The 17,077-nt window shown below is 65.0% G+C and carries 13 protein-coding genes and 2 tRNA genes; 2 read left to right on the forward strand and 13 right to left on the reverse strand.

Annotated features, from left to right (window positions below):
• Positions 1–111 precede the first annotated feature (111 nt).
• Together L1080_RS26290 and L1080_RS26295 are read left to right on the forward strand one after the other, a co-directional pair.
• Positions 112–666: a helix-turn-helix domain-containing protein gene (locus L1080_RS26290; protein WP_250774071.1), complete on the forward strand. Its 555-nt coding sequence runs from the start codon at positions 112–114 to the stop codon at positions 664–666.
• A complete protein-coding gene (locus L1080_RS26295; protein ID WP_250774069.1) occupies positions 653–1,750 on the forward strand; it encodes a site-specific integrase in 1,098 nt (365 codons plus the stop codon). The genes L1080_RS26290 and L1080_RS26295 overlap by 14 nt, the downstream gene beginning before the upstream one ends.
• 81 nt (positions 1,751–1,831) lie before the next feature.
• Here the strand turns inward: L1080_RS26295 and L1080_RS26300 are convergent.
• From L1080_RS26300 to L1080_RS26360, 13 genes are all read right to left on the reverse strand, one after another.
• Positions 1,832–1,904 (reverse strand) — tRNA-Ala (locus L1080_RS26300).
• A gap of 120 nt (positions 1,905–2,024) precedes the next feature.
• A tRNA-Ile gene (locus L1080_RS26305) sits at positions 2,025–2,098 on the reverse strand.
• 108 nt (positions 2,099–2,206) lie between these two features.
• The gene (locus L1080_RS26310) at positions 2,207–3,307 is read right to left on the reverse strand and encodes a DUF3566 domain-containing protein (protein WP_284708439.1); all 1,101 of its coding nucleotides are present in this window, start codon (positions 3,305–3,307) and stop codon (positions 2,207–2,209) included.
• A 248-nt stretch (positions 3,308–3,555) separates the two neighbouring features.
• Positions 3,556–6,078 (reverse strand): DNA gyrase subunit A, encoded by a 2,523-nt coding sequence (gene gyrA / locus L1080_RS26315; RefSeq protein ID WP_109325324.1) that lies wholly within the window; start codon positions 6,076–6,078, stop codon positions 3,556–3,558.
• 149 nt (positions 6,079–6,227) lie between these two features.
• On the reverse strand, positions 6,228–7,070 hold the full coding sequence (locus L1080_RS26320; protein ID WP_250774065.1) for an MHYT domain-containing protein: 843 nt from the start codon (positions 7,068–7,070) through the stop codon (positions 6,228–6,230).
• 11 nt (positions 7,071–7,081) lie between these two features.
• On the reverse strand, positions 7,082–7,633 hold the full coding sequence (locus tag L1080_RS26325) for a GTP-binding protein (protein ID WP_109334763.1): 552 nt from the start codon (positions 7,631–7,633) through the stop codon (positions 7,082–7,084).
• 13 nt (positions 7,634–7,646) lie between these two features.
• A complete protein-coding gene (locus L1080_RS26330; protein ID WP_159918452.1) occupies positions 7,647–8,021 on the reverse strand; it encodes a DUF742 domain-containing protein in 375 nt (124 codons plus the stop codon).
• Between the two features lie 7 nt (positions 8,022–8,028).
• Positions 8,029–8,445: a roadblock/LC7 domain-containing protein gene (locus tag L1080_RS26335; RefSeq protein ID WP_159918451.1), complete on the reverse strand. Its 417-nt coding sequence runs from the start codon at positions 8,443–8,445 to the stop codon at positions 8,029–8,031.
• Positions 8,442–11,291 carry a sensor histidine kinase gene (locus L1080_RS26340; protein ID WP_250774063.1) on the reverse strand — a complete coding sequence of 950 codons (2,850 nt, stop codon included), beginning with the start codon at positions 11,289–11,291 and terminating at the stop codon, positions 8,442–8,444. The genes L1080_RS26335 and L1080_RS26340 overlap by 4 nt, the downstream gene beginning before the upstream one ends.
• A gap of 419 nt (positions 11,292–11,710) precedes the next feature.
• The gene (gene gyrB, locus L1080_RS26345; RefSeq protein WP_159918449.1) at positions 11,711–13,753 is read right to left on the reverse strand and encodes a DNA topoisomerase (ATP-hydrolyzing) subunit B; all 2,043 of its coding nucleotides are present in this window, start codon (positions 13,751–13,753) and stop codon (positions 11,711–11,713) included.
• A 222-nt stretch (positions 13,754–13,975) separates the two neighbouring features.
• Entirely contained in the window at positions 13,976–14,899 is a 924-nt protein-coding gene (locus L1080_RS26350) for an alpha/beta fold hydrolase (protein WP_250774061.1), read from the reverse strand.
• A 40-nt stretch (positions 14,900–14,939) separates the two neighbouring features.
• Entirely contained in the window at positions 14,940–16,058 is a 1,119-nt protein-coding gene (locus L1080_RS26355; RefSeq protein WP_250774059.1) for a PDR/VanB family oxidoreductase, read from the reverse strand.
• Positions 16,055–16,969 (reverse strand): metal-dependent hydrolase, encoded by a 915-nt coding sequence (locus tag L1080_RS26360; protein WP_159918446.1) that lies wholly within the window; start codon positions 16,967–16,969, stop codon positions 16,055–16,057. The genes L1080_RS26355 and L1080_RS26360 overlap by 4 nt, the downstream gene beginning before the upstream one ends.
• Positions 16,970–17,077 lie beyond the last annotated feature (108 nt).

The raw sequence follows: 17,077 nt of genomic DNA on the forward strand, positions 1-17,077 counted from the left end.
ATGTAGGTGAACCGTTATTGATTGGCGGTTCGAGTCAATTAGTACCACTCACTCGATGTGACTGCAAGTAATGGCGGTTGACCTACATCTTTTGTATGTCAGACTGGTGGCATGGCAGGAAAGAAGATCGAACTCGGACCCACTGGACGTGTCGTCGCAGAGCGAATCAAGTCATACAGGGAGGGCAAAAACCTCACCTGGACTCAACTCGCGAAGCGAATGAGCGAATGCGGAAGACCAATCGCCGCGATAGCCCTGCGGCGAATCGAAGACGGCGAACGTCGAGTTGACGTCGATGATCTGCTCGCGCTCGCATACACGCTTGAAGTGAACCCGCACGCTCTGCTGTTTCCAAGACTCTCCATATCAGATGGAATCGTGGAAACTGTTGAGGTGTCAGGGCTTTCAGAAATATCGGGTGAGACATTATGGGAATGGGCAGATGGAGAAAAGCCACTGTACGACCCGACCGAAGATCCCCGAGCCTTCACAGGCAGGACACGGCCCAGCTGGAAATACACCGTCGACGAAGACGCCGCCGACAAGTTGTCGTTGCGTCGCGAACTGGATGAGTTGAGGCTCACGCACTACAACTTCCAAGACGAGGTCACGAGACTTCTCGGCGAGATGCGTAAACAGTTGAAAGAGGATCATGGCGACGATTGAGAGCTACGAGACGAAGGCAGGCAAGCGGTATCGAGTTCGCTACCGGACGCCTGAGCGCACTCAGACACAGAAGCGGGGATTCAAAACCAAGCGGCAGGCACAAGACTTCGCGGCCACTGTCGAGGTCGAGAAGCTGACGGGCTCCTACATCCCACCATCGGCCGGCCGAATCAAGTTCGGCGAGTGCGCAGAGATGTGGATCAGCGGCAAGGTCAACCTGTCCGCCTCCACAAGATCGCGCTACCGGTCAGCTCTCGATGTTCACATCCTGCCTGCCTTCGCAGTGGTCTCCTTGTTGGATCTCAATCGCGAGCGTTTGCGCAAATGGGTGACCGTCATGTGCGAGACCAGCTCGGCGGCGACGGTCCGGAAGAATGTCGGCGTCCTGCATCAGGTTCTCGATCAGGCCGTGGCCGACTCGCGGATTGTCGCCAATCCTGCGGCGGGTCTGGATCTGCCGACGATCGCACACTCTGAGCGCCGATATCTGACAGTCGAGGAAGTCGAGGATCTGGCAATCAAGGCTGGCACTAACGGGACGTTGGTCTACACGCTGGCCTACTGCGGTCTGCGGTTCGGCGAAGCTGCAGCCCTACAGGTCGGTGACGTAGATCTGGATCGGCAGCGACTACGCGTGCACAGGTCGGTGACGGTCGTGGACAGCAAGCTGGTGCACTCATCGACCAAGTCGAACGTGGGTCGAGATGTGCCGGTCCCTGGCTTCCTCTGTGAGCAGTTAGTTAAGCGGCTGGAAGGTCGCTCAGTCGAGTCACTAGTGTTTCCCGATAGTCGAGGTGGCCCGATGCGCGCAAACAACGTACGGCGGCGATGGTGGGACGTGGCAGTGAAGGCATCTACTGCTCCCCCTGGGCTCACACCCCACGAGCTACGCCATACCTGCGCGTCGCTGGCAATCACCGCAGGGGCGAACATCAAGACGTTGCAGAGGATGCTGGGCCATGCGTCGGCCGCCCTGACGCTCGACAGGTACGGTCACCTGTTCGATGACGACCTCGGAATGGTGGCCGACAAGCTCGACAAGCTCGCTAGACGTGAACCGGTATCACTGCGAATCGTTGGATAGTGTGGCCAAAATGTGGCCACGAAACGGAGAGAGCCCCTTTCCGATTTCCCGGAAAGGGGCTCTTGCCTGCGATCTAACTTGTGGAGCCTAGGAGATTCGAACTCCTGACATCTGCCTTGCAAAGGCAGCGCTCTACCAACTGAGCTAAGGCCCCGTTACCTCGTGCCACACCTCGTTGCTGCGCAGCAACTTGGTGAGTCCTATCGTCACCAGCACTCCGGCTCCCACGATCAGGAGGACCTTCATGCGAATGACCTTTCACCGGCACCAGGAGTGGGCCTAGGAGGACTTGAACCTCCGACCTCTTCGTTATCAGCGAAGCGCTCTAACCGCCTGAGCTATAGGCCCCTGAAGTCTGGAAACCAGTCTTGCGCAGTTCCCTGAACCGAGTCGGAAGATTACCCCACCGGACCGGCAGATACCAAAACCGGTCCGGTGAGACGGCCTTTTCCCAGTTCAGTCTCGATCGGCGAGCGTCACTTCGACACCGCCGACGAGGTCGGAACAGAGGTTGTAGATGAACGCCCCGATGGTGGCGAGCGCCGTGAACAACACCATGTTCGCGAGTCCGATGACGGCGGCGTAACCGAAGACCTGGCCGGCCGTCACGAGGCCCTCGGAGCTCGACTCCGCCACGATGTCGGTGAACGCGTTGTTCAGCCGGTCCCAGACGCCCATACCGTCCAGCACGACGTACAGCAGGCCGACCGCGACCATCCACACGAAGAAGAGCGACACCGAGATGACCGAGGAGATCTTCAGCGTCGACCACGGGTCGACCTTGCGGATCTGCACCGTCGCCCGCAAAGCCTCGCCCTCTTCGACGCGCTGGGGGGCGGCGGCCACCTTCGGCTGCTGCCCGGTGGCCGCTGCCGCAGGCAGCGGGTGCTTCGCCTCGGAGAGGTCGGGCATGTCCTTGGGGAGCACGTCACGATTGATGTGTCGGGTGGGCCCGTCGATCGCGGACGCCTTGGCCTTGGCCGATTCCCGCTGCGACACCGCGGCCGCAGCAGCAGTACCGGTGATACCTCCGGCGGCAGCGGCAGCAGCGCCGGTCGGCCGCCCCTGAGTGGGAGCGGGCTGCCCCTTCGGCGCGGCCGGGGGTCCCTTCTGTACTGGAACGGCCTGAGTCGGCGCCCCCGGCGGCGTGGTGGACGGCTTCTGCGCACCCGGCGCCCCTGCTGCGGCAGCAGCGGTGCCCGCACCAGCCGCAGCGGACGACGGGGAGTCGGGACGCGGGCGCTGCTGGGAACCGGGCTGCCCCGGCTGTCCCTGCAGCGGCCGCTTCAGGTTGGTCTGCGGCTCTCGTTGCATCCCCCGCTGCCACGGCGGTGCCTGACTTCCCCGAACAGGCTGTGCACCGTCGACGGGAGCGCCGGACGCAGGAGCCCGGTTGCCGGCCGGATCGGCCGGAGCCGTATTACCGGGAGCAGGGTTGCCGGGCGGTTGGCTGCGGGCGGGCGCCTGGTTGCCGGCGGCACGGTCGGCAGGCGCCTGTTGGGGCGGTCCCTGACGGCCGGGAGCACCCGCAGCGGGCCGTCCCTGCTGAGGCGGCAAGGGCCGACCCTGCTGGGCTTGCGTACGAGGCCCCTGATGTTGCGGCGGCGCGGCACCGGGCCGGGCAGCGGGACCTGCCGCGGGACCGGGCCCACGACCCGCAGGCGCCTGACCGGGGGTCGAACCCGAGGTGGGGTTCGACCGGGCAGAGCCGTTCTCGGGCGTGCGGGTGGCGTGCTGCTCGGAGGCCGCCGACCCGGCAGAACCCGCGCTCGGCTTGTCACCGCCTGGCTGGTTGGGAGTGCTCACTAGGACTCCTTAGCTCCTTTGCCGCTGCTCTCGGCGTTGTCTTCGGGCTCGTCGGGTTCGTCGGCGTTGCGCGCGATCGCGAGCAGGGTGTCGCCTTCCCCGAGGTTCATCAACCGAACGCCCTTGGTCTGCCGACCGGCCCTGCGGACTTGCTTGGCGGCGGTGCGGATGACGCCACCGCCCGAGGTGATCGCGTAGAGCTCGTCGTCATCGTTCACGATGAGCGCTCCGACCAGGGTGCCACGTTTCGGGTCGTACTGGATCGTGAGTACGCCTTTTCCGCCCCGTCCCTGTGGCACGTAATCCTCGATCGGGGTGCGCTTGCTGTACCCGCCCGACGTCGCGACCAGCAGATAGGTGCCTTCGCGCACGACGTTGAGCGACAGCAGCTCGTCGTCCTCGTTGAACCGCATGCCCTGGACACCGGACGTGGCGCGGCCCATCGGACGCAGCACCTCGTCGGTGGCCGAGAAACGGATCGACTGCCCCTTCGCCGACACCAGCAGAAGGTCTTCGTTGGCGGAACACAGCACGGCGCCCACCAGTTCGTCCTCACCGCGCAGATTGACGGCGACGATGCCGCCGGACCGGTTGGAGTCGAAGTCGGTGAGCTTCGACTTCTTGACCAGGCCGTTGCGGGTGGCGAGCACGAGATACGGCGCGTCCTCGTAGGTCTTGATCTTGATGACGCTCTGGATCCGCTCGTCCGGCTGGAAGGCCAGCAGGTTGGCCACGTGCTGGCCGCGCGCCGTGCGGCTCGCTTCCGGAAGCTCGTAGGCCTTGGCCCGGTACACGCGGCCCTTCGTCGTGAAGAACAACAGCCAGTCGTGCGTGGAGCTGACGAAGAAGTGCGACACGATGTCGTCCTGCTTGAGGCCGGCGCCCTGCACACCCTTGCCGCCACGCTTCTGCGAGCGGTACAGGTCGGTCTTGGTGCGCTTGGCGTAGCCGGTCTCGGTGATGGTGACGACGACGTCTTCGCGGGCGATGAGGTCTTCGTCGGCCACGTCACCGTCGGCCGCGACGATGCGGGTGCGTCGATCGTCGCCGTGCTTGTCGACGATCTCCTTCAGCTCGTCCCGCACGATCGCACGCTGGCGTTCGGGCTTGGCGAGGATGTCCTGCAGGTCGGCGATCTCGCGTTCGATCTCGGCGAGTTCGTCGACGATCTTCTGACGCTCGAGAGCCGCGAGACGACGCAGCTGCATGGCGAGGATCGCATCGGCCTGGATCTCGTCGACGTCGAGGAGTTCCATCAGGCCGGCGCGAGCGATGTCGACCGTCTGCGAGGCGCGGATCAGGGCGATGACCTCGTCGAGGGCGTCGAGCGCCTTGACGAGTCCGCGCAGGATGTGCGCGCGTTCTTCGGCCTTGCGGAGCAGGTACTCGGTACGACGGCGGATGACCTCGACCTGGTGGACGACGTAGTGCCGGATCATCTGGTCCAGGCGCAACGTGCGAGGCACACCGTCGACGATGGACAGCATGTTGCACCCGAAGCTGGTCTGCAGCTGAGTGTGCTTGTACAGGTTGTTGAGAACGACCTTCGCGACCGCGTCACGCTTGACGGTGACGACGATGCGCATACCCGCACGGTCCGAGGACTCGTCGTGAATGTCGGAGATGCCGGCGATCTTGGCATCGCGGACCTGCTCGGCGATCGACGTGATCAGGTTGTCCGGGTTGACCTGGAACGGTAGTTCGGTGATGACGATCGTGGTGCGCCCCTTGGCGTCTTCCTCGATCTCCACCACGCCGCGCATCCGCACCGATCCGCGACCCGTGGTGTACGCGTCATGGATGCCCTGACCACCGACGATCAGCCCGTGTGTCGGGAAGTCGGGTCCCTTGACCCGTTCCATGACGGCCGTGAGGGTGGACTCCTCGTCGGCTTCCCAGTTCTCCAGAGCCCAGTAGATCGCCTCGGCCACCTCGCGCAGATTGTGCGGCGGGATGTTGGTGGCCATACCGACGGCGATGCCACCGGAACCATTGATCAACAGGTTGGGGATACGGCTGGGGAGAACTGTCGGCTCTTGCGTCCGGCCGTCGTAGTTCGGAGCAAAATCGACCGTCTCGTGGTCGATCTCACGCAGCATTTCCATGGCCAGCGGAGTCAGGCGGCACTCCGTGTACCGCATGGCTGCGGCGCCGTCGTTACCGCGGGAACCGAAGTTGCCCTGACCGTCGACGAGCGGGTAGCGCAGCGACCACGGCTGCGCCATGCGCACGAGGGTGTCGTAGATCGAGGCGTCACCGTGGGGGTGGTAGTTACCCATGGTTTCGGCCACCGGTCGCGCAGACTTCACATAACCGCGGTCGGGCCGGTAACCGTTGTCGTACATTGCGTACAGGACACGCCGGTGCACCGGCTTGAGGCCGTCCCGCACGTCGGGCAGCGCGCGGCCCACGATCACGCTCATGGCGTAATCGATGTAGCTGCTCTGCATCTCCTGCTGAATGTCGACGGGCTCGATGCGGTCGTGCCCCGGTCCCTCCGGCGGCAACGTTGTGTCAGTCATGAGCTCCTTCTTCTACTCGGCTTGACGTCTCCTCGCGGACGAGTGGTCCTGCACGACGTCACGCAACCACCCGAGTCTATAGGTGCAGGTCAGCTGGAACGGTGAAGGACTCGGATGCACTCTTGAACAGGGCGGGTTCCGCGTGTCCGCTACCGGAGTTCCAGTTCCCTACCGCGGCTTTCGGCCGCGAGCGATTCGGCGGCCAGCGTGTCGGCCTCGAGTTCGAGTTCGGCGGCCACCCGGTCGGGCGCCATCAGCAGCGCCGTGATCGGGATCGTGACTGCCAGCATGCCCAGCACGAAGACGGGGAGCAGGATGGAGAAGACCTCGAGACCGTCGGGCCGCGGAGCCTCCGGATCGACCGTCACGCTCAGACCGAACACGCCCGTGTAGTGCATGGCCACCAGGGCGGCCGCCACCACCAGCGACGCAACCAGACGCAGCGCCCGCGAATCGAGAATCGAGATCGACCACATGATCGCAGCACCGATGATCAGGCCGATTACCGCTGCCACACCCGTCAGCACCGGGTCGAAACTCACGGATCCCTGGATCACGAGCGAGGAGACGATGGCCAGGTGCATGCCGGCGAGACCGACACCGAGGATCACGGCAGCTGCGGCCAGCCTGCTGATCTCCACCGAGGTGGTCGGCCGCCGATGCTTACTCGGCGGCGGACTGACGATCAGCAACGCCACGCCGGCTGCGAGCACCGGTACCGCGAACGACACCACGATCCACACGGCGTCGTAACGCAGGGTGCTGCCCGCGACCTCGAACCCGACCATTGCGATGTAGTGCGGCAGCCACGCCCCGATGCCACCGATCGACACGGCACCCCACGCCAGCCAGAGGTAGCGCTGGCGCGGACTCGTCGCCGTCATCGCCTTGCGGCCACTGGCGATACCGACGAAGAGGCCGATGAACGCCGTGACCACGGCAAGACCGACCACCCACGTGCCCATGGAGAACTGCTGTAACTCGTCCGACATTGTTCGAATCCTCAGTACACGGCCGTGTGAAGCTTGGTCAGTGCATATTCGGTGATCGCCACGAGCGCCTGCTTCGCCGACTCCCGATCGCGGGCATCGATGGGAATGATCGGCACATCCTCGGAAATCGCGAGCGCCGCCCGGATGTCCTCGATCGGATAACGCGGCGCGTCGTCGAACTCGTTGATCGCGACCAGGAACGGCAGGCGACGAGCCTCGAAGAAATCGACCGCCGCGAAGCTCTCGTCCAGCCGGCGGGTGTCGATCAGGACGATCGCCCCGATCGCGCCGCGGATGAGGTCGTCCCACATGAACCAGAACCGGTGCTGACCCGGCGTTCCGAACAGGTACAGGACCAGGTCGTCGGCCAGGCTGATGCGACCGAAGTCCATCGCGACCGTGGTCGTGCCCTTCTGCGGGGTGGCAGCCAGGTTGTCGACGCCGTCGCTCGCGTTGGTGACGAGCGCCTCGGTCCGCAGGGGGACGATCTCGGAGACAGCACCGACCAGCGTGGTCTTGCCGACGCCGAACCCACCGGCGATCACGATCTTGGTCGAGGTCACCCGGTTGCGGGGTTCAGATTTCGCGAAGTCCACTGAGGACCCTTTCGATGAGTTCACGACGTTCGGAGTCGGTCGAATCTTCCTTCAGGGTTGCCAGGATCTTCAGATGACCAGCCTCGACGAGGTCGGCCACCAGAACGCGGGCCACCCCCAAGGGCACCCCGACCCGGGCGGCGATCTCGGCGACCGACGGCGACTGCTGACACAACGCGACGATGGCCGCGTTGACGTCGTCGAGTTCCCATTGCCGGTCCACCGACTGCGGCAACGCCTGGATCAATGCTTCGAGAGCAAGCTCGACCGCCGGCCGGGTTCGCCCCGACGTCAGCGAGTACGGGCGAACGATATTCGGTCCCGGATGCTCGAAGTGCTGGTCGTCCATGGCCATCTCGAAGTCAGAGGCCCTGCGGAGTGCGCGGCGTCGCCTCGACCGACGCGCCGACGCGATCGACGAGGATGGCCATCTCGTACCCGACCTGCCCGATGTCGCATTCGGCGTCCGTGAGGGTGGCGAGATGGGATCCGTCGCCGACACTCATCAACAGCAGGTAGCCGTGCTGCATCTCCACCACCGACTGGAGCACTCCACCACCTTCGAAAAGGCGTGACACCCCCGCCGACAGGCTGGCGAGCCCGGAGGTCACCGCAGCGAGCTGCTCGGCCCGGTCGATCGGCAGGTGGGCGCTGGCCGCCATGAGGAGGCCGTCCGCCGACACGAGCACGGCATGGGAGACGCCGGGTACGTCGTTGGCGAAGTTGGACACCAACCAGTCGAGAGGTCGCGTGACGTCGGATCCATGAGCGGTGTTCATCGGTCTCCTTCAATGCTGTTGCGTTCCGCGAGGCTGTTGCGTTGCGCGAGCCTCGTGGCCCTGCCGTTTCGGACGCCCTGCTGGTGACGGCTGAGATTCGCGCGAATTGTCTCAGGATCGCGCACGCGTCGCAGCGTCCCCGTATTGTGCGCGCCCTCGACCGTGCCGGGAAGCAGGCGTTCGCCGGGCCGACGTTTCGGCAGGCCGATCTCGGGGTCCACCTCGACGGGGGCCGACGTGACCCGCTCGACGGCGGACCAGCCCGCGTCACCGGCGGACTGCCAGACACCGGGGGCGCCTTCGTCTCCCGTCGGATCGGTGAGCCAGTCGGACACCATGTCGGCGAAGATCGGAGTACCTCCGCCGGGCCGCTGCACTGCCTCCGCCGGAGGCGGATCGATTCGGGACTGGAAGAACGACGCCGTCTTGGCCGGGTCGGTGCGGTAGCGGTGCCGCACGGGTGCCTGATCCCCGGATGCGGGGGGCGGCGGCGTCGTAGACGCCGAGCGATCCGGCACGGGCCGGTCTTCGCGCCGCGGGAGCTGCGGCAACCGAGGTCCGGCAGCCGGCGTTTCGGGGGTCGCCGGCGTTGTGGGGGTAGCCGCCTGCGGTCGTCGCACGGGCAGTTTCGGCATGGCGCCGGTACCGCGGACGTTCACGGTTTCCGGCGACTGACCGTTCGGTGCCGCGGCCGTCGTACCTGGGTCGCCGGCGATACCGCTCGCGCCGGGCTGACGACGAGGCAGGCTCGTCCCCGACGCAGTGGTGACGGCGGGTGCGGCGGTGGGCGTCGGGTCCGGCCGAGACTGCGGCGTGCGGGTCGGCAGAGCGCCCCGGGTAGAGGGCTGCTGCGCGTCGTCCCGCCGAGGCGCGGGCGCCGGGATGGCCGCTCGGACGGGCGCCTGGTTGATCTTGCGCCGCGAGCCGGTGTCCTGGCGAGCCGCCTGCGACACGATCAGTGCGTTGGGAATGTGAATACTCACGGTCACGCCGGGGTTGCGTGCGGTGTCGAAAGTGGACCGCAGCCGCACGGTGAGACCGTGCCGCTTAGCGAGCCGGCTCACCACGAACAGGCCCATGTGGCGTGCCGTCTCCGGACCGACCTCGCCGCCGGATGCGAGCCGCTCGTTGATGTCCCGCATGTCGTCGGCCGGGATACCGATGCCACGGTCGGCGATCTCGAGGAGCACCCCGCCGTCGACCGCCCGGGCGAAGCTGAACGTGACCACCGTGTCGGGTGGTGAGGCCCGCAGCGAGTTGTCGACGAGTTCGGCGAGAAGGTGGACGACGTCGGTGACGACGGCACCGCTGAGGGCACCTTCCGGCGTTGCTCCCATCTGGACGCGCTGATAGTCCTCCACCTCGGAGATCGCGGCGCGCAGAACGTCACCGAGAGCAATCGGCGCCGCCTGGGAACGACGCACCCGGGTACCGGCCAGGATGAGGAGGTTCTCACCGTTTCGGCGCATACGCGCGGCCAGGTGGTCGAGCCGGAAGAGGCTCTCGAGTCTCTTCGGGTCCTTTTCCTCGAACTCGAGGTTTTCGATGAGTCCGAGTTGCTGGTCGACCAGCGACTTGCTTCGGCGGGCGAGGGTTTCGAACATGTCATTGATCTGGAGGCGCAGTTGCGCCTGCTCACCGGCAAGTTTGAGGGCCTGACCGTGAATGTCGTCGACGGCGCGGGCGAGCTGCCCGATCTCCTCCGTCGAGTGCACGGCCACCGGATCGAACGACAGGTCCCTCGGATCGTCGCTCGACTTGATCTGCTCGATCGCCTCCGGCAGGTCGCGGCGGGCCGCCTTCAGGGCGCCGTACCGCAGTCGTCGAATCGGACCGATCAGCGACCGCGATACCAACAGTGCCAGGACGAGAGCGGCGAGCAGTGTGCCCAGGACGATGGCGGTATCACGCAGCGCGGCGGACCGAGTCTCTGCTGCCCGCGTCTGCACCGTGGCGGCGATGTCCTGCGCGACCTCGCTCGTCAGCTCCTGGTAGACGTCACGGCTGCCGATCAGCGAGGAACGCAGCTGCAGGATGGGGAGGACCCCGCCGCGCGCTGCGTCGGCGAGACCCTGATCGATGAGCGCGTTGCGGGCGGCGATGTTGTCGCGCAAGGTCGTGAGCCGAGCATCACCCTCGGGGTAGTACCGGTTCAGAACGTCGAGAAGGCTCGATTCGGCACCCGCCGCAGCGACGACGGCCGACGTGGGAATGTCACCGGTTCGGGCCTTTTCCCGACCCTGAGGGGTGGCGTAGACGTCCTTGACGGCGACGAGCCCCATGGCCTGGTCGAACAGCCGGCGCTGCGCCTGCCAGGCGTTACTGAGCAGGTATCCCTTGTCGACCACTTCGCTGTCGTCGATGGGACGGACGATGTCGTCGACCTCGCGGAGGAAGTCGGTGGCGAACGCCCGCTGACGTTCGGCGAGGAGATCGCCCGCGACGCCGGGCGAGTCCATCAAGTTCAGCATGGCCCGACCGTCGGACACGGTCTGGTTGATGGAGCTGGCCACTGCGGGGTCGAGGTCGGGGTTCCGGGCGTGTTCGGACACCTCGTTCATCAGGGTCTCCGCGGTCTCCCGGTCTTCCTTGGTGAGGGTGCCGGAGGCGTAACCACTGGTCACGGTGCCCATCGCTGCCTCGAGGGCCACAATGTCGGGGACACCGACGATCTGGTCGGCGGCCTCGGTGAAGTGAACGGCGTTACTCAGTTCGCTCTGCACTCGGAGCCCGCCGAGCACCATGGCGACCGTAACGGGGACCGCGAGGACTGCAGTGACCTTCCATCGCAGCCCCCAGCCCTCGATATCCCAGAACTTTGCCCGGGGCGGCGAATCGTCGCTCATCCCACGCTTCCTTTCCACCCATTCATCGATCGCGGGTCGGTGTTCGAAACCACGCACGCGGCAGCAGACGGTCGGCCGCGACGACACGTGACGACGGAGGGAAGTGATCGATCATTTGCGCGCCGTGCGGCGCTGCCCGGCGCACCCATCTCCGAATGTAACGAGTTCATCACGTCCCTACGGGGAACGTTCTACCACAGAACTTCACCGACTCTTACTTTCGAGTAACATGCGCACCACTGATTTCGTACGTTCCCGTTTCCGCGGGTTGATCAGCGGCCCAGGCTACACAGAACCGCGCGGCGCAGTCGAGATCGTCGTGGAGTCGAGGCATCGGTCACCGGCCGTATACGGAGCAGCCACCGGGGGCTCTGCCCGCCGGTGGCTGCACGACTTCGGTGTGGATCTGCGCCCGATACCTACACGTCGAGGAAGCGAACGTCCTTGGCGTTACGGGTGATGAAGCTTCGCCGGGCCTCCACGTCCTCGCCCATGAGGACGCTGAACAGTTCGTCGGCGGCGGCCGCGTCGTCGAGGGTGACGAGACGCAGAACACGCACCGACGGATCCATGGTGGTCTCCCACAGTTCCTTGGCGTTCATCTCGCCGAGACCCTTGTACCGCTGGATGCCGTCATCCTTGTTGATCTTCTTGCCCGCTTCGAGACCGGCCTTGACGAGGACGTCGCGTTCACGATCCGAGTATGCGAACTCCGGGTCGCTGCGCTGCCACTTGAGCTTGTAGAGCGGCGGTTGCGCGAGGTAGACGTGCCCGTGCTCGACCAGCGGCCGCATGAAGCGGAACAGCAGTGTGAGCAGCAGCGTTGCAATGTGCTGGCCGTCGACGTCGGCGTCGGCCATCAGCACGATCTTGTGGTATCGGAGCTTGGCGATGTCGAACTCGTCGTGGATTCCGGTGCCGAACGCGGTGATGATCGACTGGACTTCGGTGTTCTTCAGGACACGGTCGATGCGCGCTTTCTCGACGTTGATGATCTTTCCGCGCAGCGGCAGGATCGCCTGGTACATCGAGTCACGCCCCGACTTGGCCGAGCCGCCTGCGGAGTCGCCCTCCACGATGTAGATCTCGGACTTGCTGGGGTCGTTCGACCGGCAGTCGGCGAGCTTGCCCGGTAGACCACCGAGGTCGGTGGCGCTCTTGCGACGCACGAGTTCGCGCGCCTTACGTGCCGCCACGCGCGCCTGCGCCGAGGACACCGCCTTGTTGACGATGGTCTTCGCGTCTGCAGGGTTGGCCTCGAACCAGTGCGACAGGTGCTCGTTACACGCCTTCTGCACGAAGGACCTGACCTCGGTGTTGCCGAGCTTGGTCTTGGTCTGTCCCTCGAACTGCGGCTCGGACACCTTCACCGAGATGATGGCCGCGAGACCCTCACGGATGTCGTCACCGGTCAGCTTGGGGTCTTTCTCCTTGAGGAGCTTCTTGTCGAGCGCGTACTTGTTGACCGTTGCGGTCAGCGCCGACCGGAAACCCTCCTCATGGGTGCCGCCCTCGTGGGTGTTGATCGTGTTGGCGAACGTGTGCACCGACTCCGAGTAACCGGAGTTCCACTGCATTGCCACCTCGAGTTCGTGGCCGGTGCCCTTCGCGGTGAACCCGACGACGGAGTTGTGGATCGGCTGCTTCGTGCGGTTGATGTGCCGCACGTAGTCCTCGAGACCGCCCGGGTAGTGGTAGATGCGGGTCTTGACCTTGTGGACGGCGGGGGACTGCGCCTCGGCCGACTCGTCCTCCGCGGTCTTCGGCGCTTCCGCGACCTGGCTGACGACCTCCTCGGTGACCTCGGCGTCGCTGACACGCTCGTCGGTGAGCGTGATCGTCAGGCCCTTGTTCAGGAATGCCATTTCCTGCAGGCGCCGCGCGACCGTCTCGAAGCTGTAGGTGGTGGTCTCGAAGATGTTCGAGTCGGCCCAGAACCGGACGGTCGTTCCAGTTTCCTTGGTGGGCTCGCCCTTGACGAGCTCGCCGGGCTTGGAATCCGTGTAGGTCTGGGTCCAGCGGAAGCCGTCGCGCTTGATGTCGACTTCGAGGGTGGTGGACAGCGCGTTCACCACCGAGATACCGACACCGTGCAGACCACCGGACACGGCGTACGAGTCGGAGTCGAACTTTCCGCCGGCGTGCAGCTGGGTGAGGACCACCTCGACGGTGGGAACTCCGGACGCGTGCATTCCGACCGGAATTCCACGACCGTCGTCGACGACCTGGACTCCGCCGTCCTCGAGAAGGGTGATCTCGACCTTGCTGGCGTAGCCGGCCATGGCCTCGTCGACCGAGTTGTCGACGACTTCCCAGATCAGGTGGTGCAGACCGCGTTCACCGGTGGAACCGATGTACATACCCGGTCGCTTACGAACTGCTTCGAGTCCTTCGAGGACGGTGATGGAAGAAGCGCCGTAGTCCTTGCTGGAGGTGCTTTTGTCTGACTTCTGGGCAGCCACGGGTGGGTAGCTCTCCTTCTCCGTCCACTACCCGGCACACGCGTCCGCCGCCCTGTCCGGGCCTGCGGAAAACGAGAGTCGGGAATCTTGCCGCTAGTTACCTCGGCCATCATACTGGTACGCCACGCCCACAAGAGGGCTATGACACCCCTGAGCGGCCCGTAGGCGAATTTTCAGGATGGTTCGGGGGTGAAAACGTAGGCCGAACGGCCCAGAGATTCGTCAGGCGCCGCGCTCCTCGACATCGCGGAACGCCCGCTCGTCGAGATCGAGGACGAACTCCGCCGTGAGCTGGGCAATGTCCTCCGCGTGCGAGATCGGTGACCAGTGTCCGGCGTAGATGTGACGACGTCGCAGGTCGGGTGCCCATTTCTCGGTGTCCTCGTAGCCCACCGGGCGCACTGCTTTGTCTCTGGCATTGAGAATCAGCTGAACCGGCACGTCCGTGTAGCGGTCGCGGGGCCTGCCGAGACACGTCCTGATATTCGCGCGGTAGAGCTTCAGACCGTTCACCATGTCGTCCGCCAGCGTCGGGCCGGGCTGCACGAGCGCGGGGTCGAGTCCGTCGAAGAATTTCAGGAATGCCGGCCAGTGACGCGAGAACCACAGCCGAAGCGGCAGTGTGGCCAGCCCGGGAATCTGGAACAGAACCGTGTAGGCCGACGCCACCGCCTGGGCGAGCGGTCCACCGAAGCGGCGGTCCGATATCCGGCGGCGCATCCACTTGCCCAGGTGATCAAGGTTGGGCCCGGACACCGACGTGAAGGACGCGATCCGCTCGGCGGCCCCCTGCTCACAGACGGCTTCCCACGCCTCCACCGACCCCCAGTCGTGGGCGAGGACGTGAACCGGCTTCCCTGGGCTCACCGCGTCGATGACCGCGAACAGGTCACCCGCCAGCTCGGGCAGTCGATAGTCCGCCACGCGGGTGGGCACGGTGCTGTCCCCTGCCCCTCGACTGTCGTAGCTGATCACCCGGAAACGCTCCGCCAGGAAGGGCACCACGCGTTGCCACAACTCGTGGGTGTCCGGCCAGCCGTGTACCAGGACGATGGTGTCGCCGGCAGGATTGCCCTGTTCGAACACCGCGAGTTCCACGGGTCCGTTGGAAATGCGTACGGCAGTACCGGGGATGTGTGCACTCATGAAGGGTCCTCGACTCTTTCGAAGCTTCGGTGTCGTCGGTTCACAGGTCGAGGACGAGACGACCGCCCTCGGAACGGGAGACACAGATGAGCATTTCGTCCTGTTGTTCGGCGTCGGTGAGCCGGTTTTCACGGTGTTCCGCCTTGCCCGCCAGCACCTTTACCCGGCAGGTACCGCAGAAACCCTGCTGGCACGAATATCCGACACCGGGCAGCCTGTCCTTGATCACGCTCAGCGCCGACTCGTCGGCGGGAACGGTCAGCACCTCGCCGGTGCTCACCAGCTGTACTTCGAACTCGCGGCCGTCGAGTACCGGTGGTGCACCGAATCGTTCGAAATGCAGCGCCGCGGCGGGACTCGACGTAAACCCGCGCCGAACCGACTCGAGCATCGGGGTGGGCCCGCAACAGTAGACCGCACCGCCGGGGACGGCACGCTCGAGTAGGTCGGTCGAGCTCGGCAGTCCGAACTCGTCGTCGGGACGGATGAACACGCGTGAGGGGTCGAAGGTTTCGATCTCGTCGAGGAACGGCATCGATTCGCGCGAACGCCCGGAATAGACGAACTGCCAATCCATTCCGAGTTCCCGAGCCGCCCTCACCATCGCCAGGATGGGAGTGATTCCGATACCACCTGCGACGAACAGCGCACTGCCCTCACCGACGAACGGAAACCCGTTGCGGGGACCGCGGACCGTCACCGAGGATCCGGGCTCGAGCGCGTGCATCTCGACGGACCCGCCGCCCCCGTCCGGGATTCGCCGGACAGCGATGCTGTAGCCGTGTCGATCGGACGGATCGCCGCACAACGAGTACTGGCGCCGAAGACCGGAGGGCAGGTGAAAGTCGAGATGCGATCCGGGGTGCCACTCGGGAAGTGCCGCACCGTCTTCCGACTCGAATCGGAGCAACACCACGTTGGCGTCGCGGGCCACGACCTGACGATGCGACACGACGAGCGTCATCGCGCTGTCAGGATTGTGCCCGGCAACCACCGGGTTGTACTCGTAGGCCGTGAGCACCCGGAGATACTTCTCGGCGACGGCCTCGGTGATACGCATGGCGCGGTCCGGTCGTTCTCGACCCTTGATGTCCGGCGGTGCGTCGTAGCGAGTCAGTCCCTTGGCTTTCAGGACGTTCCGCATAGAAGCGAGTTTCATCGTTGCGCCGCCTGTGCCGCCGGCGACGACGCCAGGTACTTCACCGCCTGCGCCGTCGACCCCTCATTCGAGGGGTGGTACGACCGAGTGAAATACGCCGACATTCTTTTCGTCAGTTCCCATGCCGTGGGCAAGGTTCCCCGCTTACCCGCCGCGAAGAAGTCGGACAGGTGCGGCTTACGCCGATGTTCCGACCACGGGGCGAGTTCAGGATCGTTACGCATGAGGAAACGGGTTCCCCGCACCCACAGCCATACGATCACCGGCGTCACGATCAGCTGGGTACGAATGCGCCGGGATTCACGCTTGTCGAAGTACCGCATGACGTCATAGGCGACGGAGCGATGTTCTACCTCCTCGGCACCGTGCCACCGCAGCAGGTCGAGCATGGTCGGGTGCACTCCCGCGCGATCGAGACCCTCGGCATTGAGCACCCAGTCACCGAGGAATGCGGTGATGTGCTCGATGGCGGCAATGACGGCGAGGCGCTCGATCAAATGGTTCTTTTCCCGCAACCCGGTCAGTGGGCGCGGTCCCAGAATCTTCTTGAAGGTCCATTCCATCTGATCGGTGAAGGGCGTGGGATCGAGGCCCTTCTCCTTCAGATGGATCAACACCCCCGAATGGGCGTTGGAGTGCATTGCCTCCTGGCCGATGAACCCCACGACGTCGTCACGCAGTTGCTCGTCCTCGATCAGGGGCAGCGCCTCCTTGAACGTGTCGACGAACCACTCCTCTCCTGCGGGGAGGAGAAGGTGCAGAACGTTCAGAACATGCGTGCTGAACGGATCGCCCGGGATCCAGTGCATCGGGAGGTTCGACCAGTCGAACTCGACGTTCCTGGCCTGCAACAGGATGTGATCCGGTTCCGGGATCGCCGTTCGGTTACGCGGTGCAGTCGGGGCGGACATTCGGTTACTCCTTCGTGCCGACCACTGAGCCACGCGGATTCGATGTGGCACAGTTCACTCAACAACTCAAGGTAACTGTAACATCGGGTATCAGATACGGCCAGGGCC

The organism is Rhodococcus sp. MSC1_016 (genome assembly GCF_023667485.2).
Classification (GTDB): Bacteria; Actinomycetota; Actinomycetes; order Mycobacteriales; family Mycobacteriaceae; genus Rhodococcus_F; species Rhodococcus_F oxybenzonivorans.

Bases quoted from the DNA above. Each gene is read 5' to 3' on its own strand.
- L1080_RS26355 (WP_250774059.1), bottom strand. From the start codon at position 16,058: ATGAAACTCGCTTCTATGCGGAACGTCCTGAAAGCCAAGGGACTGACT.
- L1080_RS26295 (WP_250774069.1), top strand. From the start codon at position 653: ATGGCGACGATTGAGAGCTACGAGACGAAGGCAGGCAAGCGGTATCGA.
- gyrA (WP_109325324.1), bottom strand. From the start codon at position 6,078: ATGACTGACACAACGTTGCCGCCGGAGGGACCGGGGCACGACCGCATC.
- L1080_RS26335 (WP_159918451.1), bottom strand. From the start codon at position 8,445: ATGAACACCGCTCATGGATCCGACGTCACGCGACCTCTCGACTGGTTG.
- L1080_RS26340 (WP_250774063.1), bottom strand. From the start codon at position 11,291: ATGAGCGACGATTCGCCGCCCCGGGCAAAGTTCTGGGATATCGAGGGC.
- L1080_RS26350 (WP_250774061.1), bottom strand. From the start codon at position 14,899: ATGAGTGCACACATCCCCGGTACTGCCGTACGCATTTCCAACGGACCC.
- L1080_RS26290 (WP_250774071.1), top strand. From the start codon at position 112: ATGGCAGGAAAGAAGATCGAACTCGGACCCACTGGACGTGTCGTCGCA.
- L1080_RS26360 (WP_159918446.1), bottom strand. From the start codon at position 16,969: ATGTCCGCCCCGACTGCACCGCGTAACCGAACGGCGATCCCGGAACCG.
- L1080_RS26320 (WP_250774065.1), bottom strand. From the start codon at position 7,070: ATGTCGGACGAGTTACAGCAGTTCTCCATGGGCACGTGGGTGGTCGGT.
- L1080_RS26330 (WP_159918452.1), bottom strand. From the start codon at position 8,021: ATGGCCATGGACGACCAGCACTTCGAGCATCCGGGACCGAATATCGTT.